This window comes from Roseateles aquatilis (assembly GCF_002205645.1).
Taxonomy (GTDB): Bacteria; Pseudomonadota; Gammaproteobacteria; order Burkholderiales; family Burkholderiaceae_C; genus Roseateles; species Roseateles aquatilis.
Map to the genome: position 1 here is coordinate 124264 of NZ_NIOF01000011.1, position 21985 is coordinate 146248.

17 protein-coding genes are annotated in these 21985 nt (G+C 69.0%); 2 read left to right on the forward strand and 15 right to left on the reverse strand.

The annotated features are described in order from the left end of the window. Positions 1 to 354 precede the first annotated feature (354 nt). A complete protein-coding gene (locus tag CDN99_RS20735) occupies positions 355 to 3216 on the reverse strand; it encodes a TonB-dependent receptor domain-containing protein (protein WP_088386808.1) in 2862 nt (953 codons plus the stop codon). A 221-nt stretch (positions 3217 to 3437) separates the two neighbouring features. On the opposite strand from CDN99_RS20735, the gene CDN99_RS20740 reads away from it, so the two are divergent. Together CDN99_RS20740 and dacB are read left to right on the forward strand one after the other, a co-directional pair. Further along, positions 3438 to 4385, forward strand: a complete 948-nt coding sequence (locus CDN99_RS20740) for an ornithine cyclodeaminase family protein (RefSeq protein WP_158218909.1) — start codon at positions 3438 to 3440, stop codon at positions 4383 to 4385. After that, positions 4382 to 5815, forward strand: coding sequence for a D-alanyl-D-alanine carboxypeptidase/D-alanyl-D-alanine endopeptidase (gene dacB, locus CDN99_RS20745; protein WP_158218910.1), 1434 nt, complete (start codon positions 4382 to 4384; stop codon positions 5813 to 5815). The genes CDN99_RS20740 and dacB overlap by 4 nt, the downstream gene beginning before the upstream one ends. Before the next feature lie 13 nt (positions 5816 to 5828). Here the strand turns inward: dacB and CDN99_RS20750 are convergent, their stop codons facing one another. The 14 genes from CDN99_RS20750 to CDN99_RS20815 all read right to left on the reverse strand — a co-directional run bounded on the left by CDN99_RS20750 (position 5829) and on the right by CDN99_RS20815 (position 21619). Beyond that, a complete protein-coding gene (locus CDN99_RS20750) occupies positions 5829 to 6455 on the reverse strand; it encodes a hypothetical protein (protein ID WP_141100897.1) in 627 nt (208 codons plus the stop codon). 116 nt (positions 6456 to 6571) lie between these two features. After that, positions 6572 to 7636 (reverse strand): S66 peptidase family protein, encoded by a 1065-nt coding sequence (locus tag CDN99_RS20755; RefSeq protein WP_088386811.1) that lies wholly within the window; start codon positions 7634 to 7636, stop codon positions 6572 to 6574. A 76-nt stretch (positions 7637 to 7712) separates the two neighbouring features. Beyond that, entirely contained in the window at positions 7713 to 8435 is a 723-nt protein-coding gene (locus tag CDN99_RS20760) for a M15 family metallopeptidase (RefSeq protein ID WP_088386812.1), read from the reverse strand. 42 nt (positions 8436 to 8477) lie between these two features. After that, a complete protein-coding gene (locus CDN99_RS20765) occupies positions 8478 to 9377 on the reverse strand; it encodes a LysR family transcriptional regulator (protein WP_088386813.1) in 900 nt (299 codons plus the stop codon). 126 nt (positions 9378 to 9503) lie between these two features. Continuing rightward, positions 9504 to 11102: an ABC transporter substrate-binding protein gene (locus tag CDN99_RS20770; protein WP_088386814.1), complete on the reverse strand. Its 1599-nt coding sequence runs from the start codon at positions 11100 to 11102 to the stop codon at positions 9504 to 9506. Between the two features lie 84 nt (positions 11103 to 11186). After that, positions 11187 to 11558, reverse strand: coding sequence for a type II toxin-antitoxin system RelE family toxin (locus tag CDN99_RS20775; protein WP_088386815.1), 372 nt, complete (start codon positions 11556 to 11558; stop codon positions 11187 to 11189). Further along, complete coding sequence (locus CDN99_RS20780; protein ID WP_088386816.1) at positions 11545 to 11796, reverse strand: type II toxin-antitoxin system Phd/YefM family antitoxin; 252 nt, start codon at positions 11794 to 11796, stop codon at positions 11545 to 11547. Before CDN99_RS20780 ends, CDN99_RS20775 begins: the two co-directional genes overlap by 14 nt. Before the next feature lie 269 nt (positions 11797 to 12065). Continuing rightward, positions 12066 to 13046 carry a dipeptide ABC transporter ATP-binding protein gene (locus CDN99_RS20785; protein WP_088386817.1) on the reverse strand — a complete coding sequence of 327 codons (981 nt, stop codon included), beginning with the start codon at positions 13044 to 13046 and terminating at the stop codon, positions 12066 to 12068. Then, positions 13043 to 13987, reverse strand: a complete 945-nt coding sequence (locus CDN99_RS20790) for an ABC transporter ATP-binding protein (RefSeq protein ID WP_088386818.1) — start codon at positions 13985 to 13987, stop codon at positions 13043 to 13045. Before CDN99_RS20790 ends, CDN99_RS20785 begins: the two co-directional genes overlap by 4 nt. Beyond that, a complete protein-coding gene (locus CDN99_RS20795; protein ID WP_169727055.1) occupies positions 13987 to 14901 on the reverse strand; it encodes an ABC transporter permease subunit in 915 nt (304 codons plus the stop codon). The genes CDN99_RS20790 and CDN99_RS20795 overlap by 1 nt, the downstream gene beginning before the upstream one ends. Positions 14902 to 14932: 31 nt before the next feature. Then, on the reverse strand, positions 14933 to 15943 hold the full coding sequence (locus tag CDN99_RS20800) for an ABC transporter permease (protein WP_088386819.1): 1011 nt from the start codon (positions 15941 to 15943) through the stop codon (positions 14933 to 14935). An 87-nt stretch (positions 15944 to 16030) separates the two neighbouring features. Continuing rightward, positions 16031 to 16873 carry an N-acetylmuramoyl-L-alanine amidase gene (locus tag CDN99_RS20805; RefSeq protein ID WP_088386820.1) on the reverse strand — a complete coding sequence of 281 codons (843 nt, stop codon included), beginning with the start codon at positions 16871 to 16873 and terminating at the stop codon, positions 16031 to 16033. Continuing rightward, positions 16870 to 17871, reverse strand: coding sequence for an N-acetylglucosamine kinase (locus tag CDN99_RS20810; RefSeq protein ID WP_088386821.1), 1002 nt, complete (start codon positions 17869 to 17871; stop codon positions 16870 to 16872). The genes CDN99_RS20805 and CDN99_RS20810 overlap by 4 nt, the downstream gene beginning before the upstream one ends. 274 nt (positions 17872 to 18145) lie before the next feature. Then, positions 18146 to 21619: a TonB-dependent receptor gene (locus CDN99_RS20815; RefSeq protein ID WP_088386822.1), complete on the reverse strand. Its 3474-nt coding sequence runs from the start codon at positions 21617 to 21619 to the stop codon at positions 18146 to 18148. Positions 21620 to 21985 lie beyond the last annotated feature (366 nt).

The following is a 21985-nucleotide window of genomic DNA, read 5'->3' on the forward strand; positions in this document are numbered from 1 at the left end:
CCGCACCCAAGCGACTGCCGAGGCCGGATGCGGGTGAGCGGATCGCTGCGTTTGTCGCAGGCATCGGATCGATGAGGCCGTGCGCCGGGAGCAGAGGAGCTTCGGGGCGGGGCAGATGATCCACCGGCATCTGATTGGCGCTCACGGACCAGAGTCCCGTTGCGCCGGTCAGTTGGCATTCGCGCAGAAGCCACATCCACGTGCCGGTCAAGGCGTCCCGAAGCCCGAGCCTGCCCGTCGATTGCAGCGTTGGCGCGTCGCCGCGCATTCCGCGTGGTGCCCAACGAAAAAAGCCCGCCGAGTCTCCCCGGCGGGCTTTCGCGAGAGGCCGCGAGTGCGGCCTGTCTCGGTCGATCAGAAGAACTTGTAGTCGACGCCCAGCGTGAACGAGCGGCCACGCGGATCGGCCACGCGCGGTTCCCACGAGCTGCCTGAACCGGTGTTGGTGTCGTAGCTGTTCGCGAACGGCGGGTCCTGGTCGAAGATGTTCTTGATGCCGGCCGTGATCGTCAGGTTCTTGATGCCGCTGTACGCGACGCTGACGTGGTGCAGGTAGTACGGCTTGACCCACGGGTCGAAGGCGGGCGCCGAGGCATTGCCGTTGGCCACGCCCGGCGGGACGTAGCCGTAGTAGCCGCTGCTGTACTGCTGGCGCAGCGACCAGGCCCAGTCACCATACGTGTAGGTCATGTACGCGCTGTGCTTCCAGCGGATGCCCAGCTCGCTCGAACGCGTGAACTGACCGATCTCGCTCGGGCCGAAGGCCACGTTGTTCAGCAGCTTGGACTTCTTCTTCAGCAGGTAGGTGCCGTCCAGGCCCGCGCTCAGGCGGCCGCCGTTCATCGCAGTGCTGCCGCGCAGCGAGAACTCCAGCGCGCTCGTCTGCGTCTCACCGGTGTTCACCCAGCGGGTGTCCACCGTCTGCAGCACGCCGTTGGCGTCACGGATGAACGCCGACGGGAACAGCCGGTAGTTGTTCAGGATCTGCGTCAGCGTCAGGCTCTGGATCTGCCCCTTGCGACGGATGTCCCACAGGTCCACGCTCATGCTGTAGTCCCGCGTCGGCTGCCAGATGAAGCCGATGTTGGACATGTTGGACTCTTCCGGCTTCAGGTCGGAACGTCCGCCGAACAGCGTGTTGAAAGTCACCGCCTGGCAGCCCGGCGCATTGCTCACCACGTTGCTCGGGCAGGTCGACGGATCGGGCACGCCCGCGCCGGTGTACGGCGATTCGGTCACGCCGTTGAACAGCTGGTTGAAGGTCGGCACGCGGAAGCCGGTGCTGTACGAGCCGCGGAACACCAGGCTGTCGAACGGCTGATAACGGATCGACGCCTTCGGGTTGGTCGTGCTGCCGAAGCCGGTGTACTTGTCGTAGCGCACCGACAGGTTCAGGTCGAGGTTCTTGAAGACCGGGATGATGGTCTCGCCGAAGATCGCGCCGACCTTGCGCTTCACGCCGCTCAGCGCGTTCACGTTGTCGAACGGAGCGTTGAAGATCCAGGTGTTGATGTCGTTCGTGTTGACGGTGTTGTTGCCGTCGAAGCGGTACTTCTCGATCCGGTAGTCCACGCCCACCGCCGCCATCACGTCGCCGGCCGGCAGCTTGAACAGCGGGCCGGACGCGGTCGCGTCGTACTCGTCGGTGGTGTACTTGCCGCCGTACAGCTTGGTGCCCGCGGCCGAGATCGCGTCCAGCGCCGCCAGCGCGGCCGGGGTCTGCGATTCACCGGCCAGCAGGAACGGGTTGAGCACGCCGGTGTTGATCAGGTTGGCCAGGCCGACCCAGTTCTGATAACCGCTGCCCAGCACCGAGTTGCTCTTGCTGAACGCCTGCGACGCGCCGACCTTGTAGTCCCAGTCCTTGAGGAAGGGCAGCGGGCCGTCCATGCTCAGCAGGTAGCGGCCGGTGTCGGTGGTGGTCTCGAACTCGCGCGAGCCGCATTCCATGCAGCGCCAGCGGAAGGCCAGCGGCTTGCCGGCCTGCGAGGCCAGGCTCGGGAAGGTGCCCACCAGCGCGTTCCACACGCGCTGGTAGCCGGCGCCGGTGGACGGGTAGGCCAGGCTGCGGAACGGGCTCGGCACGACGCTGCCGTTGGGCAGCGTGATCGTGGCCGTGGCGCTGCCGCTGCTGATCTGGTTGCCCGAGAAGATCTTCTGCGATTCGGACTTGCCCAGCAGCACCTCGCCGGTCAGCACATGCTCGCCCAGCTTGAGCATGCCGCGCGACACCAGGTTGGTGTTCTTGACCGGTTGCTGGATCACGGCCGCCTTGCCGCTGTCCCACGCGCAACCGAACTGGTTGGCCGGCGACGCGGCGGCGGAGTTCCACAGCTTCTCCGCGTAGGGCGCCATGTTGGGCTGCGACGCGCAGCCCGCTCCGCCCGGCAGGTCGAGGATGTTGGCGCTGGTGATGGTGGCGCCGTTGTAGGTCGGGGCCGTGATCGTGGGCGAGAAGAACACCGTCGCGAACGGCGTGCCGCGCGTGTCGGGCGACAGGCCGCGATCGGGCTGGAAGCTGTTGACGAAGTCGCGCTGCGAGCCGTTCAGCCGCTTGTTGTCCGTCAGGGACAAGGTGGCCATCACGTTGAAGCCGTCCTTGTCCAGGTTGCCGGCCCCGCCGGTCACCGACGCGCGATAGATGTTGCCGCCGCCATGCTCGGTGACGTCGGTGAAGGCGCTGGCTTGCAGGCCCTGGTAGTCCTTGCGCAGGATGAAGTTGATGACGCCGCCGACGGCGTCGGTGCCGTAGGTCGACGAGGCGCCGTCCTTCAGCACTTCGACGCGTTCGATCGCCGCCATCGGGATCTGGTTCAGGTCGACCACGCCGCCGTTCAGGCCGTGCGCCGCGATGCGGCGGCCGTTCAGCAGGATCAGCGTCGCGTTGGCGCCCTGCAGGCGCAGGTTGGCGGAGGTCGCGCCGTTGTTGCCGCGGGACTGGCCCGAGACCACGTCCGCATTGGAGGCCAGGTTGTCCAGGCCGTTGCCGTTGGACGTCAGGGTGGCGATCAACTGCTCGGCCGAGACGATGCCCTGGCGGTCCAGGTCCTTGCGGGAGATGGTCTGCACCGGCAGCGCGCCCTCGTCCTGGATCCGCTTGATGCTGGAGCCGGTGATCTCCACCCGCTCGATCTTCTGCACTTCCTGCGACCACGCCGCCGCATGGGCACCCAGCCCCACGACGACCAGACAACGGGCGAGTTGATTCAGTTTCACGACCTTCTCCTTGTTAAACGGTCCGGCGTCCCTGGAACGCCTCCAACGACTGCGGCGCGGTCCCGAGACCGCCCCCGATGCGAGCTGCGCCGATGATCAAGCACGAGTCGATTTCGCCGTCATAGGGCCCTCACCCATTTGTTGCGTCGGGCACGATGAATGCTTGTCTCGCGCGTATAACCTGCGGGAATGCAAAGGGGTCGGGACTATACAGTCGCCCCATGCGATCGATCACCGAAACGCAGGTGGCACGGCACCTGACCCCGGCCCGTCGGCCGGCCCAACTCGCGGCGTTGCGCGAGGCCTTCGAACACTTCGCCCAAGGCCGCGCGACGGTCCTGCCCCGCAGTCGCGCCGCCCTGGCGCAGGCCAGCGGCGCGCCCATGGTCAGCGCGATGGGCGCGGTGCTGCCGGACATGCTCGGCACCAAGGTCTACGCGACGCTGAACGGCAAGTTCCAGTTCGTCGTCAACCTCTTCGACACCACCACCGGGCTGCCGCTGGCCACGATGTCGGCCAACGAGCTCACCCGGGTCCGCACTGCCGCCACCACCGCGCTGGCGGTGGATACGCTGGCCCGCGCGCAGGCGCGCGTGCTCGGCGTCTTCGGCAACGGCGTGCAGGCGCAGGCCCATGTGGAGGCGCTGCTTGGCGTACGCCGTTTCGAGCGCGTGATGCTGCACGCCCGCTCCGACGCGCCGGGCACCGCCGCACGCTGGTCGGCTGAATTCGGCCTGCCCGTCGAGGCCGTCGACGCCGCCCGTGTCGCCGCCGAGAGCGACGTCATCGTGACCTGCACGCGTGCCACCGAGCCGCTGTTCGACGGCGCCCTGGTGCGTCCCGGCACGCTGGTCTGCGCGGTGGGCTCGAGCAAGCCGGTCGCCCGCGAGCTGGACGACACGCTGTTGGCGCGCGCCGCGGCGGTCGTCGTCGAATGGAAGACGGCCGCGTTGGCCGAGGCCGGCGAGCTGGTCCGCGCCGCGCCCGGCACGATCGCGCCGGAGCGGCTGAAGGAGCTCGGCGAGCTGCTGGTCGCCGGCCATGCGCCGGCGGCGCAGGACATCGTCGTCTACAAGAGCGTCGGCATCGGGCTGGAGGACATCGCGCTGGCCGCGATGGTGCTCTGCGACGAAGCGGCGGCACAGGCCGGGTCGGAGCAGCCATCGTGAGCCGCCGCCTGACCGCCGCGCTGGGTTTCGTGGCACTGGCCGCGCTGAGCGGCTGCGCGACCGTCGGTCAACCGCCGGAGCCGGTCGAGGCCGCGTTGCGGCAGGCGGGCGTGCCGCCGACGTCGCTGGCGGTGGTGGCCTTCCCGGTCGACGCGCCCGAGACCGGCCTGCGCCTGAATGCCGACCGGCCGATGGCGCCCGCCTCGACGATGAAGGCGATCACCGCGGTGGTCGCGCTGGACCGGCTCGGACCCAACAGCCGGGGACAGACGCAGTTGCTCGCCGTCGGCGAGATCCGCGACGGGCGCCTGGAGGCGCCGCTGGTGCTCAAGGGCGGCGGCGACGCGGACCTCGACTGGGGCGCGTTGTGGATGATGCTGCGCGAGGTGCGCGAGCGCCACGGCGTGCGCGAACTGGCCGGCGGCATCGTCGTCGACCGCGGGTTGTTCAATCCGGCCCGGCCCGAGATCGGCGCGCCGCGCTTCGACGAGCAGGCCGAGTTCCCCTACAACGTCATCCCCGACGCACTGCATCTCAACGGCAACTTGCTGCAGTACGACTTCGCCGCCGACGACCGCGGCCTGACGGTGCGGCCGTTCCCGCAGTTCGGCGCGCTGGCGATCGACACGAGCGAGGTACGGCTCAACGACAAGCCCTGCAAGGACTGGGACGGCGGCTGGTTGCCGTCGCGCTTCGAGGCCTTGCCCGACGGCGCCGCGCGACTGGTGCTGGCGGGCGAGTTCCCGCGCGGGTGCCAGGTCTTGCAATCGCTCAACGTGCTGGACCGGCAATGGGAAACGGCCCAGGCGCTGCGGCAGCTGTGGGGCTCGCTGGGCGGCACGCTGTCGGGCGAGATCCGCGAGGGCGTCGCGCCCGAGGGCGCCCGGGTGCTCGCGATGCATCGCGACCGGCCGCTGGCCGAGTTGCTGCGGCCGGTGATGAAGTCCTCGGACAACGCGCTGGCGCGCTTGATCTTCCTGCGGCTCGGCGCGTCGGCGGCGCAGCCCGGCGAGGACACGCGCCTGGCCGCCGACCGCGTCGTGCGTGAATGGTTCGCCGCCCGGAAGATCGACACGACGGGCCTGGCGCTGGAGAACGGCTCGGGCTTGTCGCGCACCGAGCGCGCGACCGTGGCGCAGATGGCCGCCATGCTGGCGGCCTCGGCGCGCGGTCCGCACGGACCCGAGCTGCTGGCCACGCTGCCGGTGGCCGGCGTCGACGGCACGCTGAGCCGCCGCATGAAGGGCACTGCCGCCGAAGGCCGCGCCCGCATGAAGACCGGCACGCTGCGCGACGTCGTGGCGCTGGCCGGCTTCGTGCCGGATTCGCGCGGCAGGAACTGGATCGTGGTCGCGATCATCAATGACGATCAGGCGATGAAGGCCCGCGCGGCGATCGACGCGTTGGTGGATTGGGTGGCGCGGCGCTGAGATCGACCGGGCGCTAGAAGCGCCGCAGGGGCGCCGGGCTGGTGCGCTGGGCAAAGGTGTGCAGTCGGCCGAGGATCTGGTCCGCCTCTGCGGCGTTGTCGCAAACCTCCAGCGCATCCATGAGATCGTTGAACTGCGCGCGATCGGTCGGGGCCATCTTCCCCACGTGGTCGTAGGCCCCCCGGTCGTAGCGCTTGAAGAACTCGTTGCGATTGATCAGGAAGGTCGCGGCTGCCAGCATGAACGGTGTCTGGGCCACGGAGGCGATGGGCTCCGGTCCCTTGTGACCGACATGGTGCAAGAGCCGCTCATTGCCTGCCCAAATGGCCTCGAAGCGCCGGATCTGCGCGGGGAAGCGGTCCAGCTCGTTGTCACGCGCACGCTGGACCCATTGGTCGGCGATCGACTGGAGGTGCAGCCCCCAGCCGCGCAGCCCGTCCCGCACCGGTGCGGTGTAGCACTGCTTGAGCGTGTCTGCCACCCAGACGAGTCCACCCCATTTCGCTTTCCAGGCCAGCGCGTCCCGCTCTGCCGCGGCCCGGGGATCAGTGCCTGCCGTGGCATGCGATGGCGGGAAGGCCGCGGCCGCGGCCGTGGCGAATGCCGGCGAGAACGTCGAAGCAGGCGTATATCGTTCCATGGGAGCTCCTTCAAAAGTGAAAGCGCTCCTTAGTCGGCAGTCCCGTTGCAGCACCCGCAACCCGATCGATGCGGGCGGCCCGCGTCGGGCGCCCGATGGCGGCAGGGCGGATGCGTTCAGAGCACGGCCGATGACAGCAGTCGCACCGTGCCCGCCCGAGCGTCCATCTCGGCCGGCAAACCCACCGGCACGGTGAACTTGCGCTTGATGTGGCCGATCATCGCGCCGCGGTAGACGGGAACGTTCAGGGGCAGGAAGTAGTCGTCGAAGACCTCGTCCAGCGTCAGCGTGCCGAAGTTGCCGTCGCCGGGGCCGCATTGCGTGAATTTGCCCAGTACCACGCCGGCCAGTTGGTCGAGCGCGCCGCACAGGCGCAGCGTCGAGAGCATGCGGTCGACGCGATAGATGTACTCGTTGATCTCTTCCAGGAACAGGATCGCGCCGCGCGTGTCCGGGAAGAACGCCGAGCCGGCCAGCGAGCTCAGCACCGCCAGGTTGCCGCCGATCAGCGGCCCGCGCGCGACGCCGGCGCGCAGCGTGCTGATGCGGTCCTCGCGCTGGACCAGGTGGGCGCCGCGCTCGCCCTGCGGGTTCTGCAGCAGGTCCGGCTGCGCGTCCATGACGACCGTCTTGAAGTGTTGCAGCGAGAACTCGTTCCACTCCGAGCCCGCCACCGGGCAGTGGAAGGTGACCAGGCCGGTCTGCTTCTGGATCGCGTTGACCAGGCTGGTCAGGTCCGAGAAGCCGCCGAAGAACTTGGGCTTGCGGCGGATCAGCGCGTAGTTGAGCTTGTCGACGATGCGGTTGCAGCCGGAGCCGCCGGTCAGCGCCAGGATGCCGGCGACCTCGTCGTCGGCGAAGGCGTCGTTGATGTCGGCGGCGCGTTGCGCGTCGGTGCCGCCGAACTGGCCGTAGCGGCCGCGCACGTTGGCGCCGGGCTTGACCTTGAAGCCGAGCGCCTGCAGCGTTTCGACGGCGATCTCCAGCGGCTCGCGCTCATAGGTGGCGTTGGCCGGGCTGACCAGCGCGATCGTGTCGCCGGGACGCAGGCGGCGCGGGCGCACCGTCTCCGGCGCGGCCGGGCGCGCATCGCGCGCGGGGGCGGACGTCTGCGCCTGCGCGGCGGGCAGCAGCGCGCCGGCGAGCGCGCCGGTCAGGATCTGGCGACGGGATGCGGTCATGGGATCTCCGAGGGGTTGCCGGCCGGACCGGGTCCGGACGTGTTCGAGCGCGCCCAGGTCATGAGCGGACGGCGGGTCAGAGCACCAGCGGCAGCGCGCGGCGGACCTGGTCGCGGTCGCCGAAATCGAAATGCCACCACTCGGTGCTGATCGTCTGGAAGCCGGCGTGGCGCATCGCCGCGCGCAGCCAGCCGCGGTGCGCCAGTTGGGCCGCGGTCAGGCCGCCCTGCGCGAGCTGCTCGGCTTCGAACTCCGGGTGCGAGGCCGGCGTCATCTCGTCGAAGCCGGTGCCCATGTCGAGCTCGCGGCCGTCGGCGGCCAGCAGCGTGACGTCGACCGCCATGCCGAAGGAATGGATGGACCGGCGCGCCGGGTGGGCCAGGTACTTGGTCAGCGGCGTGCCTTCGAGTTCCGCCCACAGCGCTTCCTGCACCCGTTGCGGACGCAGCGCGTCCAGCACGACCAGCGTCACGCCCGGCCGGTGGCGCGACAGCCACTCGGCCGCCCGCGCCACGGCGTCGGCGGCTTCGCGGCGCAGATAAGCGCAGTCCAGTCCGCCGTAGACGTTGCGGCCGACGAAGTTGTCCGGTGTCGCATAACGCAGGTCCACCGCGATGCCGGGGATGCTCAGCAGGGCGCGGAACTCGGGGTGCGCGGCGATCTCCTCGCAGGGGATCGCGAGGGCGCCGACGAGCGTGTCGGCGATCGCACCGGCAGGGGCGCGCGCGGGCGAGTCACCAGTCGGCGTGCCGGATGAATCGGCGGGCGAAGGGGGAAGGGCGGCGTCCGGCGTGGTCATTTCGAGAACTTCTTCAGCGGCGAGTGGCGCGCCCCGGGGATGTCAGCCGAGGCTTTCCAGGTTGGAGCGGGCCGCGTCCCGCAGGTAGTTGACCAGCCGCCGCGCCGCCTGCGCCAGCGGCGCGCTGGCGGAGGTCAGCAGGTAGAGCTGGATGGTCATCGCCGGTTCCAGCGGGCGGACCTTGACGCGGCTGCGGTCCGCCGACGCGGCGGTGAAGGGATCGACGACGGTCATGCCGACGCCGGCCTCGACCAGCGCGCGGGCGAGCTGGTAGGTCTGCACGGTGATGCGGCTGTCCAGGTGGCGGCCCTCGGCCTCGCTGGCGTTGTGCAGCATGTGGCCGATGGGGTCGTCCTCGGCCATCGCGATCAGCTCGGACTGGATCTCCTGCAGCGGCAGCGGGCCGGTGCCTTGCGCCTCGGCGCTGTGCAGCGGGCACAGCGCCATCAGCGTGCCGGTGGCCAGCACCTCGGCCTTGATGCCGGGATGGCGCGGGTCGTGCAGGCTGAGCGCGAGGTCGGCCTCGCCGAGCAGCAGCGCCGAGACGATCTCGCGGGTGTGGTTGGTGCTGAGCTGGCAATGGCTGCGCGGGAAGGCCTGCGCCCAGTGCGTCATCGCGGCGGGAATCACCGCCGCGCCGAGCGTGGGCGTGGCCATCAGGCGCAGGGATTCGGACTCGCCGCTGCGCAGGTTGGCCGCCAGCCGGCGGATCGCGACCAGGTCGCGGTTGAGCTTGTCGATCTCGATGAACAGCCGCTGCGCCTCCGGCGTCGGATAGAGCTTGCCGCGAACGCGGTCGAACAGCGGCATGCCGAGCTGGAGCTCGCAGTGCTGCAACACCTTCGTCACGGCCGGCTGCGAGATGTGCAGCAACTGCGCCGCGCCGCTGATCGTGCCGGCCTGCATGATGGCGTGGAAGACTTCGATGTGCCGAAGTCTCATGTCGCGCCCCCGGTCGACAGCGACGGCTGGACTGCGGACGGGGCCCTCGGCGGAATCCTCGGCAGGATTCGGCGCGGCGGGAGGTGGTCGGGCGCTCGGACCGGCGCGCTCGCGGCGTGGACAGGCTTATTCACGATAGACGTTCTCGAAGACCACCCCGCCGTTCGGTTGCATCTTGAACCCGTGCAGGTCCTTGCTGGTCGGGATGTAGACCGTCGAGTGTGCCATCGTGATCCAGGGACGCTCCCGCTTGAAGATCTCCTGGGCCTTTTCATAGAGCGCGATGCGCCGGGCCGGGTCGGGCGTGGCGCGGGCGGCGTCGATGAGGTGCTCGAACTCCTGGTTGCAGAACTTGACGCCGGTCTTGTTGGTCGCGCAGCTGAGGTTGGGGGTGAGGAAGTCGTCGGCGTCGCCGCTCTCGCCGGCCCAGCCGCTCATGTAGACGGAGTGCTCGCCGGCGTTGGCACGCTTGAGGTACTCGCCCCATTCGTAGGTGCGGATCTGCGCGCGCACGCCGATGCGGGCCCAGTCCTGCTGGATCAGCTGAGCCATCAACTGGCCGTTCGGATTGGTCGGCCGCGTGACCGGCAGCGCCCAGAGGTCCAGGTCCAGGCCGTTGGGGAAGCCGGCCTGCTTCAGCAACTCCCGGGCGCGGTCCGGGTTGTATTCGTTCTTGAGCGTGCGGTTGTAGCCCGGGATGGCTGGCGGGAACGGGTTCACGGCCTGCATCGCGTCGCCGCGCGGGAACAGCGCGCGGAAGATCGCGTCGCGGTCGATGGCGATGTCCAGCGCCTCGCGCACCAGGTGGTTGTCGGTCGGCGGCTTGCGCAGGTTGAACGACAGGTAGGAGATGTTGAGCGCCTGGATCTTCTCGAGCCGGATGCGTTCGGGATGGCGGTCCAGCGCGGCGACGTCGATGTCGCGCAGCGGGGAGGTGATCTGGCACTCGCCGGCCAGCAGCTTCTGCACGCGCACCGGGGCTTCGCGGCTGATGGTGAAGATCAGCTTGCGGGTCTTCTGCGGCTCGCCCCAGTAGTCGGGGTTGGCGTCCATGCGGACGACGTCGTCCTTGGCATAGCTGCGGAAGAGGTAGGGCCCGGTGCCGATCGGCAGCCGGTTGATCTGCGGGGCCTTGCCCTCGCGCAGGAGCTGGGCGCCGTACTCCGCCGACTGGATGCCGGCGAAGGCCATCGCGAACCAGGTGACGAAGGTGACGTTGGGCCGCGCCAGCGTGAAGCGGACGGTGCGGTCGTCGAGCTTCTCCATCTTCGTGATCGCCTGGGCCAGGCCCAGGTTCTGCGGATAGACGAAGTTGGCCGGGAAGGCCTTGTTGAACGGCGTGTTCCGGTCGAGGAAGCGGCCGAAGGTGAACAGCACGTCGTCGGCGTTGAGCGGGCGCGTCGGCGTGAACCAGGGGCGGGTGTGGAAGCGGACGTTCTCGCGCAGCGTGAAGGTGAACTCGCGGGCGTCGGGGCTGATGGTCCAGGAGGTCGCCAGCGCCGGCTGGATCGCGGTGCCGCCGCGCTCGAAGCGCACCAGCCCCTGGAACATCTGGTTGTTGACGTTGTTGGTCGAGGCCGAATCCCATAACCCCGGATCGAAGCCCTCCGGGCTGGCGTCCGTGCAATAGATCAGCGGCTTGGGCGCGACGGCGCCGGCCGCGCAGGCGGCGGGATTCGCGACGGCAAGCAGGGTGGCCAGCAGGACAGGGAGAACAGGGCGCATCGGGGAGGGGGAGTGCCGACGCATTGTCGAAACGCAGGAACGCCGGTCACAACTGAAATGGGCGGGTTGGACCATAACACCGGGTTATGCGGAAGCGGACTTCAACGCCAACCCGTTGCCTGCGGCCTTGGCCTGCTTGAGTCGAACCAGGGTGATCCGGTAGGCCAATGCGCCTTCACGCTTTCCGACGCAGAACACGATGACGACAAGCACGCCGTCGTCGACGCGGTAGGTGAGTCGAATGCCGTGGCGCAGCAGCTTGATCTTGTAGAGGCCCGCCAGTTCGTCCTTCAACGCTGATCCAGGCGCATGAGGGTGCACAAGACGCTTGATCAGCAAGGATTTGAGCGCCTTGCGTATCGAGCCATCGAGTGCTCGCCATTCGTCCCAGGCCTGGGGCAGGAAGAGCAGGCCGTAGGGGCCACGCTGAGAGGGTGTTGATTCAGAGGTCGTCAAGATCGACCTCGATCAGCGTGGATTTCTCGGCGAGGCGCTCGATGGTCTTCTTGTAGACGTCCTGATCTGCGAGGTCGTCCATGATCGCTTCGAACAGGAGCGGGTCCATCACGTAGAAGGCAGGCTTGCCGCCGCGGAGCACTGCGATCGGCCGATGATTCGCCGCTTCCAGGACAGCGTTCGTCTGTCTCTTGAACTCCGAGAGGCTGACGGTCAGTTCGTGGTCTTTGGCTTCCATATCGGCTCCTTGAGGCGAGTCGACCATTGTTGGCGCGCCCGAAGGCGAAGGGAAGAAGCGGCCCTTCGCAGGCGCGAGGGACTCGGGCAGGCGGTGTGACATGGAGAAGGCTCCCAACAAAGAAGGGCAGCAATTTCACGTCGACCGCGCATCACTCGCAATGGCTTCGACCAGTCGAAATGATGAAGGGGGAAGTCAGTGCGGGCTGTCGCCTTTCAGGCGAGCATGGGAGGTTTGTCTCGACAGGCCCGGCCTGTTGAGCGCTGCGATCAGATCACGTCACACGCCACCATCCGCCCCTCCATCTCCCGCAGCGCCGGCCGCACCTCCGCGCATCGCGCGATCGCCATCGGACAACGCTGATGGAACGCGCAACCGCCGGGCGGCTTGAGCGGGCTGGGCAATTCGCCGTGGATGCGGATGCGTTCGCGGCGATCGGCCGGACGCAGGGCCGGCGTGGCGCTGATCAGCGCCTGGGTATACGGATGCAGTGGCTGCGCGAAGACACGGCGCTTGTCGCCCTGCTCGACCACGCGGCCCAGGTACATCACCATCACTTCGTCCGCCACGTGCTCCACCACAGCCAGGTTGTGGGAGATGAACACGTAGCCGGTGCCGAACTCCTCCTGCAGGTCCATGAACAGGTTCAGGATCTGCGCCTGGATCGACAGGTCCAGCGCCGAGGTCGGCTCATCGGCGACGACGATGCCCGGCTGCAGCACCATCGCCCGCGCGATCGCGATGCGCTGGCGCTGGCCGCCGGAGAACATGTGCGGGTAGCGCTGCAGGTGCTCCTGGCGCAGGCCGACCTTCGCGGCCAGCGCCTCGACGCGCGCCTGGCGCTCGGCACGGGACAGCGTCGTGTTGATCACCAGCGGCTCCGCCAGCGTCGCGGCGATGGTCTTGCGCGGGTTCAGCGCGGCGTACGGGTTCTGGAAGACCATCTGCACGTCGCGTCGCAGGTCCTTGCGCGCCCGCATGTCGGCGCCGTCGCGGCCCTTGATCAACAGGTGGCCGGACGTGGGGGGCTCGATCAGCGTCAGCGCGCGCGCGAGCGTGGACTTGCCGCAGCCGGACTCGCCCACCACCGCCAGCGTCCGGCCCGCCCGCAGCTCGAAGCTGACACCGTCGAGCGCGCGCACCGTGGCCTTGGGCGCGAACCAGCCGCGGCTGACGCTGTAGTGACGCGCCAGATCGCGCGCCTGCAGCAGCGGCGCGTCGGCCGGTCGGGTGTCCTGCGCGGCGCTCATGCGGCCGTCTCCTCGGTCAGCGGGTAGAAGCAGCGCATGCCGTCCACGACCGCCGGCCGCTCGGCCTGGCAACGCGGCTGCGCGCGTGGGCAGCGCGGCGAGAACAGGCAGCCCGCCGGCCGGTCCAGCGCGCCGGGCACGATGCCGGGCAGTGCCTGCAGCCGGCGCGCGCCGCGGTTGTGCTCGGGGATCGCGGCCATCAGCGCGGCGGTGTACGGATGCCGCGGCGCGGCGAAGACCTCGGGCAGCGGGCCTGTCTCCACCACCTGGCCGGCGTACATGACGGCGACGCGCTGCGCCATCTCCGCCACCACCGCCAGGTCGTGCGTGATCATCACCAGCGCCATGCCCTGCTCGCGCTGCAGGCGCAGCAGCAGGTCCATGATCTGGGCCTGGATCGTGACGTCCAGCGCCGTCGTCGGCTCGTCGGCGATCAGCAGCCTGGGGCCGCACGCGATCGCCAGCGCGATCATCACGCGCTGGTTCATGCCGCCGGAGAGCTCGTGCGGATACGCCTTCAGGCGGCTCGCCGGGTCGGGGATCTCGACCTGCTCCAGCAGTTCGAGCGCGCGTCGGCGCGCCGCGTCGCCGCGCAGGCCGAGGTGGGCGCGCAGCACTTCCTCGATCTGGTGGCCGACGGTGTAGCTGGGATTGAGGCTGGCCAGCGCGTCCTGGAACACCATCGCGATGTCCCGCCCGATCAGGCGCCGGCGCGACGCCGCGGGCATCGTCAACAGGTCCTGGCCCTGGAAGCGCAGCGCGGATGCGGTGACCTGCCCGGGCGGGTCGATCAGGCCCATCAGCGCCATCATGCTGACCGACTTGCCGGAGCCCGACTCGCCGACGATGCCCAGCACCTCGCCGGGCGCGACGCGCAGGTCGACGCCGTCGACCGCCGTGAACGCGCCGAAGCGCACGCGCAAGTCCTGGATCTCCAGCATCACGAGACCCTCTTCAGGCGCGGATCGAGCGCGTCGCGCAGGCCGTCGCCCATCAGGTTGACGCTCAGCACCGACAGCAGGATCGCCAGGCCCGGCAGCGTCACCACCCAGGGCGCGCGCACGATGTAGTCGCGCGCCGACGAGAGCATCGTGCCCCACTCCGCCATCGGCGCCTGCACGCCCAGGCCGAGGAAGCCCAGGCCGGCGGCCTCCAGGATCGCGGCCGAGAAGCTCAGCGACGCGTTGACGATCAGCGGCGCCAGGCAATTGGGCAGCACCGCCGAGAACATCAGCCGCCACGTCGACGCGCCGGCGACGCGGCTGGCCGTGACGTAGTCCTTGCCCAGCTCCGCCAGCGCGGCGGCGCGGGTCAGCCGGACGTACTCCGGCAGGCTGCCGATGGCGATGGCGATGACGGTGTTCATCAGGCCAGGGCCCAGCACCGTGATGACGCAGATCGCCAGCAGCAAGCCGGGCAGCGCCAGCATCACGTCCATCACCCGCATCACCACCGGCGCCAGCAGGCGCTGGTGGAAGGCGGCCAGCAGCCCCAGCAGCACGCCGGGGATCAGCGACAGCAGCACCGACGCCAGGCCGATGCCCAGCGACACGCGCGCGCCGTGCAGCAGGCGCGACAGCAGGTCGCGGCCGAGCTCGTCGGTGCCGAGCAGGAAGCGCGCCTGGCCGCCGTCCATCCAGATCGGCGGGGTCAGCATGTCCTGGCGGTATTGATGGATCGGATCGTGCGGCGCGATCCACGGCGCCAGCACGGCCGACAGCGCCAGCAGCACGAAGACGATCAACGCGACCAGCGCGCCGCGATTGGCGGAGAAGCCGCGCCAGAACTCCGCCCAGGGACCGGGTGGCGGCGCGGCGGGCATGGGAGGCGTGGCGGAGGCGGGCAGGGCGCTCATGTCGTCGGTTCTTTCAGCCGGTGCGGCCGGGTCAGCCCTGCTTGCGGATGCGCGGGTTGACCACGCCGTAGAGCAGGTCCACGAGCAGGTTGACCGCGATGAAGGTGCAGGCGGAGATCAGGATGCCGGCCTGCACGACCGGGTAGTCGCGCCGCGCGATCGCGTCGATCAGCCATTTGCCGATGCCGGGCCAGCTGAAGATGGTCTCCGTCAGCACCGCGCCGGCCAGCAGGCTGCCGACCTTCAGGCCGATCACCGTGATGACGGGGATCAGCGCGTTGCGCAGCCCGTGCACGAGCACGATGCGCGCCGGCGACAGCCCGCGCGCGCGGGCGCTGCGCATGTAGTCCTCGCGCAGGACTTCCAGCAGGCTGGAGCGCGTCATGCGCGCGATCACCGCCGTCGTGCTGGTGCCCAGCACCAGCGCCGGCAGCAGCAGATGGCGCAGCGCGGACCACCAGGCGCCGGGCTCGTCGTGCAGCGCCGCGTCGATCAGCATGAAGCCGGTGACGCGCTGCACGTCGTACTCGACCGCGATGCGGCCCGCCACCGGCGTCCAGCCCAGCCCGACCGAGAAGAACATGATCAGGATCAGGCCCCACCAGAACACCGGCATCGAGTACCCGACCGTCGCCACGCCCATCACGCCCTGGTCCAGCAGCGAGCCGCGCCGCAGCGCCGCGCCGGTGCCCAGCGCCATGCCCAGCACGATCGCCAGCAGCAGCGCGCACAGCGCCAGCTCGGCGGTGGCGGGGAACAGCGCCAGGAACTCACGCGAGACCGGCTCGTGAGAGACCAGCGACTGGCCGAGGTCGCCGCGCAGCAGGCCGCCGACGTAGTCCGCGTACTGCCGCCACAGCGGCTGGTCCAGGCCGAGCTCGTGCATCAGCCGCGCGTGGGTGGCGTCGTCCAGGGCGCGCTCGCCCATCATGATCGCGATCGGATCACCCGGCACCAGCCGGATCAGGCCGAAGGCGACCAGCGTCACGCCGATCAGCGTCGGCAGCAGCGTGGCCAGGCGGCGGAGGAGGAAGTTCAGCAAGGCGGGGCGGCGGCGGGGCGTCGGGACAAGGGCGGAGGGAAAGGCGTCGGCAAGGATGGAAGGCGCGGACGATGCCGCGCGGACCCGTCAATAGGCCGAGCGCGGCTGGCTGTCGCCCGGCAGCGGCTTCTTCATGAGCATGCCGCCGGGCGTGGTGACGATCTCCAGCAGCGCGGCGGTCTCGGCGTCCATGTCGCCGGCGATGTTGGTCGGGCGATAGCGCATCTGGAAGGTGCTGATGACCTCGCGGGTGGCGACGTCCAGCACGCCGGTGCGCGGGGTCTGGTAGCCGACCTGGGCCAGGCGCTGCTGGAACCAGTTGACGTCGGGCACTGCGCCGGCCTGGTAGATCGCCTGCTTGATCTGCACCTGCGCGGCGTCCGGCCACGGGATCAGGCCGGCGTCGGCGAGCTGCTTCCACGGGAACGCCGGACCCGGGTCCTGCTTGCGGCCCGGCGCGATGTCGGCATGGCCGAGGATGCGGTCGGAGCGGATGTTGTGGCGCGCGACGATCTCCTTGGTCAGCTGGATGACCTCGTCGATCTGGCGCTGCGGATAGGGCGCGTAGACGCGGCCCATCGGCGTGTCGGTGAAGCCGGGGTTGACGATCTCGATGCCGATCGAGGCCGAGTTCAGGTTGGTCGCGCCCGCCCAGTAGCTGACGCCGCCGTGCCAGGAGCGGCGGTTCTCGTCCACCAGCTGGTAGGTCTGGACGGGGTTCTCGCGCACCAGGTAATGCGCCGAGACCTTGCCGCCGGTGGTCAGCACCTTCATCGACTTGTCGAAGTCCAGCACCGTGTAATGGATGACCAGGAACTGCACGCGGCTGTCCTGGTTCTCGGAGACATGCGTGCGGTCGATCTGGCGCAGCGGCGTGCCGCAGGCGGCGAGCAGCACGGCGGAGGCGAGGGCGAGAAGCTTGGTCTTCATGGGGCGTGGACGGCGCGCCTCGCGGCGGCCAGTGCGGTGTCGGGTTGTTGAACGGTGAGGGACAGGTCTTGCGGCAGCGTGGCGCGCAGGCCCGATTCGATCGCCGGGTGCAATTGCAGCACACGACCGGCCGCGGCGACGGGACGTGGGCCGAGCCGGCGCACCAGCGCGAGCGGCAGGCGCGCCAGCTCCCGCCCGGCGCGGTGCAGCAGGGCGAGCGCGTCGCCGTCGTCCTCGTGCGCGGCACGGGCCACGGCCAGCGCCAGGCGGCCGATCGCGCCGCGGCGCGTGGCGTTGTCGCCGCCGTACATGAAGGCGCGGGTGGTGGGCCAGTCGGCGTCGCCGAGCTCGTCGAAGAGGTGGCGCGCCAGCGTCGAATCGGTCCAGGCGCCGGGCTGCTCGTCCTCGCGGCGCCAGACCAGCGCCAGCGCCTCGCGCGCGATCCACTGGCCGCCGCCCTCGTCGCCCAGCAGCGGTCCGCGTCCGCCGGCGCGGTGCAGCGTGCCGGCCGTGTCGACGAACGCCGCGATCGCGCCGGTGCCGGCGTAGACCAGGTAGCCCTCGCCGGGTTGGAACAGCGCATGCCAGGCCTGCGCGATGTCGCTGTCGCAATGGATCTGGGCAGGCGCCAGGCCGAGCTGCTGCGCCAGCAGCGCGCGCAGCTGGCGGCCGGCGGGGCCGTCGGGTTCGCCCAGGCCGGTGACGCCGGCCTGCAGGCCGCGCAGCGCGCCCGGCGCCGCATGCGCCAGCACGGCGGCGGCGAGCGACTGCAGCGTCTGCGCCAGCACCACGCGGCCGGCGCTGCTGTCCAGCAGCAGCGCGCTGAAGCCGCCGACCTCGCCGCGGGCGACGGTCTGGCCGGCTGGGTCGGCCAGGGCCCAGCGTGTCTGCGTGCCGCCGGCATCCAGCCCCAGTCCCAGCGTCTGCGCGCCGGCGCGCGGCGCGGCCTCCGGCCTGGCGGGCACGGTCGGGGCGGGGGCGGTGGGCGTGAGGCTCATGGCGGGGTATCGGCGCGCGGAGCTTAAGGGGGGCACTGCGTGCCCGCCATTGTCAATGCGCGGGACGGGTATGAGTCTGGCTCATGGCCGGGCCCACGGTTGGAAGTCGGGGACGGCAACGCGGCGTGGCGCTGGGGGCGACGCAGTGCCTGCACGGCTCGCGATGGCGGGCGATCCGGCGCGACCATGAAAAACGGGCTCCCGAAGGAGCCCGTGTCGAGGGTGTGATGCGTCGCTCGCGAACCGGCCTCGCGGCCGATCCGCGGCTAGGCGATCAGAACTCGTAGGCGGCCGTGACTTGCAGCGCCCACTGCGATTCGCCCTTGACCTGACGGATGTTCAGGTTGTCGTTGATGGCGTTCGTGTTGGTGCGGTAGACATAACGGCCTTGCGCGTCGATGCCGGCGAAGTTCACGAAGCTGCGACGGTTGCCACCGGCGGACTGGAACGTGACCTCGTCGATGCGACCCCACTTCTTGTTGAGCAGGTTGCCGATGTTCAGGATGTCGAACGTGACCTTACCCTTGTGCTGCGGGAAGAAGCCGGGCACTTCCTGGCTGATGCGCAGGTCGAAGCTGTTCACGAATTGCGAGAAGCTGCTGTTGCGCGGCACCACGGCGCCCTTGTACTTCGACAGCGTCTTGTCGTTGTCGACGACGGCCCAGAAGGCGGCTTCGTCGGCCGGGGTCACGAAGGCGACCTCGTTCGAACCACGTGCCTTCGGGATGTACAGCAGGTCGTTGCCCGACACGCCGTCGCCGTTCATGTCGTTCAGGTAGGTCCAGCTGTAGGGCTTGCCGCGACGGCCTTCCCAGAACAGACCGACGCTGGTCTTGAAGCTGCTGATGAACGCCTTCTGCCACGTCACGTTGGCCGTGAACCGGTCGCGGATCATGTACGCCGAGTTGGCGGCCACGTTCTCGTTCGGGTTGAAGACGGCACGCGAGTTGAAGTTGGAGTTCGAGACCGACGAGGTCAGCGGGCTCACTTCCGACGCTTCCGTGTACGTGTAGGCGGCGCCGAAGCCGAAGCCGTCGCGGGCCGGGCGGGTGAACGACAGGGTAATGGCATTGCCGTCGCCCTTCTTCGTCTTCGAGGCCAGCAGCACGTTGTTGTAGGACGCGTTCGACAGGGCGCGTGAGCGGCCGCCGGCGCAGGCGCCAGCGGTGCTCAGGCTGCCGTTGGTGGAGGTCCAGCAACCGGTGGAGTAGCTCTGCGGCGTGTAGTACAGCGAGCGGCCGTCCGGGCCCGTCGCGGTCGGATCACCCAGGTTCAGATGCTGGTAGTACACGCCGGTGTTGACCTTCGTGTAGATCCACTCGACACCGAAGTTCATGCCGAAGAACGGCAGCTCGGCGTCATAGGCCAGGTTCATCTTCCAGACCGACGGTTGACCCAGGCCCTTCTGGATGTAGTCCACGTTGGCGGCCGGCGTCGTGCCCGGCAGCACCGGCTGCTTGGTCGGGTCGGCGTTGAAGACGCCCGACGCGGTGCCGCTGCAGGAGTTCAGGCCCGCGGCGCCGCAACCGATGATGCGGGTGGCCATGCCGGTGTTGGAGTACGGGTTGGTCAGCCAGACGGTGGCCGCCGCGCCCTGGAACAGGCCCGCGCCGCCGCGGATCTGCTTCTTGTGGCCCTGGCGCGAATCCAGCGCGTAGTTGAAGCCGAAGCGCGGCTGGAACAGGTTCTCGCCGTCGACGGTCTGCGAGTTGTCCAGACCGAAGCCGCCGGTGCTGCGCACCACGCTGTTGGCGCCCGTGCCGCCGGGGACGACGCGGCCGGCCACCGGCGCGGCAGCCGCGGCGGCGTTGTACACCGGCTTGTCGCCGGTGGACAGCTGGTCGACGCGGAAGCCGGCGGTGATGTTCAGGTCCTTGGAGATGTTCCAGGTGTCCTGCACGAACAGGCCGGCCTGGGTCAGCGTCCAGTTGGCGATGCCGTCGTTCAGCGAGCCGCCGGCGAGCGGCTGCTGCACTTGATAGGTCGACGGACGGCCGCGCACGAAGTTCTCCAGCACGGCGGCCTGCACCTGCGCCGCGGTGGCGGTGCTGCAGTTGATGCTGCCGAAGCTGTAGGCCCACTGCGCCGGCGTGTTGCCGGTGGCGGCGACGGTGTTCTCGCAACCGAAGGTGTAGTTGCCGTTCACGTTCTGGAAGAACGCGTTGTAGATCTTGTTGCGCTGCAGGTCGGCGCCGAACTTGATCTCGTGGTCGTCCTTGATCCAGGTGCCGCCGAAGTAGGCGTCCAGGGTCTTGGTGTCGAGCACGTTGAACTGGCGGCTCTGCTCGGTACCGAAGTTGACGAAGCGGTTGCCGGTGCTGGAGCCCGCCGGCGCGCCGTCAGGCAGGGCGCCGTTGAAGCGGATGCCGATCGCCGGCAGGTTGCTGTTGTTCTGCGGAACGCTGTTGTAGTCGCGGTTCGAGATCTTCAGCTCGGTGGAGAAGTCCGGCGTCCAGTCGGCGAACCATTGGCCCACGACGGTGTCGATCTTCTTCTTCTGCTGCCACCACTGCGACGTCATCTGCAGGCCGGTGGCGCTGTAGCCGCCGAACGAGCCGTTGTTGGTGTCCGACTGCTCGGTGCGGGCCAGGCGCAGGCTGGCGCGGTGGTTCTGGTTGATGTTCCAGTCCAGCTTGGCCAGGTAGTCCTTGACCGTCAGCTGCGACTGGCCGATCACGCTGCCCGTGTCGATGCCGTAGGTGTCCTTGGCGGTCTTGGTGATCGCGTCGAGCTGGGCCTGGGAGATCGCGTTGTTGGTCAGCGAGCTGCCGATGGGGCCGTACTCGGGCTGGGCGCGGTTGCTCTTGAGCTCTTCGTAGTTGACGAAGAAGAACAGCTTGTCCTTGACGATCGGGCCGCCCAGGGTGAAGCCCTTGGTGTCTTCCTTGAACTTCAGGAAGTCGGTGTAGCGATCGGTGCCGCGGTCGTAGCGTTGACCCATCATCGAGTCATCGCGGTAGACGTAATAGACGCTGCCCTTGAACTCGTTGGTGCCCGACTTGGTGACGGCGTTGATGTTGGCGCCGGTGTAACCCTTCTGGGTCACGTCGTAGTTGGACAGGTTGACCTGCACCGACTGGATCGCGTCGATCGAGATCGGCTGCTTGGCGGTCGGCAGGTTGTTGGCTTCCAGGCCGAAGCTGTCGTTGATCGCGACGCCGTCGATGGTGATCGAGTTGTAGCGCGAGTTCTGGCCGCCGGCGGAGATCTCGCCGCGTTCCTTGTCGGTCTGGGCCAGACGCGGGTCGTTGCGGGCGTAGTCCTGCAGGTTGCGGGCGATCGACGCGTAGGCGTCCAGATCGGCGCGCGTGATCTGCGTGCCGGCACCCATCGTCGAGTTGTTGAACTTGGCGGCGGTGGAGCTGCCGGTGGTGACCACCGTGTCGAGCTGCGTCGAAGCACGGCCCAACTGGACGTCCAGGTTCAGCGTTTCCGCCAGCACCAGGTAGACGCCGTCGCTGACCTCGCGGTCGCTGCCCTTGGTCACGGTCACGCTGTAAGGACCGCCGACGCGCAGACCGCGCGCGTTGTAGCGACCTTCGTTGTCGGTGGTCTGCGTGTTCGAGGAGCCGGACTCCTTGTGCACGATCACCACCGTGGCGCCCGCGACGGGCTTGCCGTCAGCGCCGACCACGCGGCCGCCGACGGCGGACGTGGTGTTCTGTGCCATGACCGGCGCGGCGGCCACGATGGCGACCGCGACAGCTAGCGCCGTCCGTGAAAAACCCAACCAATCCTTCTGATTCATTCCTGTGCTCCTGTGCGACGTCAGACCGAAAACTCTTCCCGGGGCCCTGCTGAAATGATCCGCAAACGTTTTCCGTTACCGATTCATTCCCATCGATTGCGTCTTGATGGCAGATGGCCGCCCTTTTCTCCGCTACGGCAGGCGGCTCCTGGGCGCGCCTTGTCCGTCTTATGAAGCAAAAAGCCTACCAGCCGAAACCTGCTGTATCAATGTGGCAATACCGGGGTGACTTTGTTTTGCACGCCCCGTCAATGCGCCGTTCGGGCCGTTTTTCGGGGCCGTGGCGGCAGGGGTGCCAACGCGTCAGCGGCGCAGTCTGTCCAGCCAATGTTGAGGAGCTGTGACAACTGTTCACCAGCGTTTTCA

Excerpts from the sequence above, each read along its gene's own strand:
- CDN99_RS20740 (WP_158218909.1), top strand. The coding sequence starts at position 3,438 with ATGCGATCGATCACCGAAACGCAGGTGGCACGGCACCTGACCCCGGCC.
- CDN99_RS20750 (WP_141100897.1), bottom strand. The coding sequence starts at position 6,455 with ATGGAACGATATACGCCTGCTTCGACGTTCTCGCCGGCATTCGCCACG.
- CDN99_RS20805 (WP_088386820.1), bottom strand. The coding sequence starts at position 16,873 with ATGAAGACCAAGCTTCTCGCCCTCGCCTCCGCCGTGCTGCTCGCCGCC.
- CDN99_RS20790 (WP_088386818.1), bottom strand. The coding sequence starts at position 13,987 with ATGCTGGAGATCCAGGACTTGCGCGTGCGCTTCGGCGCGTTCACGGCG.
- CDN99_RS20795 (WP_169727055.1), bottom strand. The coding sequence starts at position 14,901 with ATGAGCGCCCTGCCCGCCTCCGCCACGCCTCCCATGCCCGCCGCGCCG.
- CDN99_RS20780 (WP_088386816.1), bottom strand. The coding sequence starts at position 11,796 with ATGGAAGCCAAAGACCACGAACTGACCGTCAGCCTCTCGGAGTTCAAG.
- CDN99_RS20815 (WP_088386822.1), bottom strand. The coding sequence starts at position 21,619 with ATGAATCAGAAGGATTGGTTGGGTTTTTCACGGACGGCGCTAGCTGTC.
- CDN99_RS20785 (WP_088386817.1), bottom strand. The coding sequence starts at position 13,046 with ATGAGCGCCGCGCAGGACACCCGACCGGCCGACGCGCCGCTGCTGCAG.
- CDN99_RS20755 (WP_088386811.1), bottom strand. The coding sequence starts at position 7,636 with ATGACCGCATCCCGTCGCCAGATCCTGACCGGCGCGCTCGCCGGCGCG.
- CDN99_RS20760 (WP_088386812.1), bottom strand. The coding sequence starts at position 8,435 with ATGACCACGCCGGACGCCGCCCTTCCCCCTTCGCCCGCCGATTCATCC.
- CDN99_RS20765 (WP_088386813.1), bottom strand. The coding sequence starts at position 9,377 with ATGAGACTTCGGCACATCGAAGTCTTCCACGCCATCATGCAGGCCGGC.
- CDN99_RS20810 (WP_088386821.1), bottom strand. The coding sequence starts at position 17,871 with ATGAGCCTCACGCCCACCGCCCCCGCCCCGACCGTGCCCGCCAGGCCG.
- CDN99_RS20770 (WP_088386814.1), bottom strand. The coding sequence starts at position 11,102 with ATGCGCCCTGTTCTCCCTGTCCTGCTGGCCACCCTGCTTGCCGTCGCG.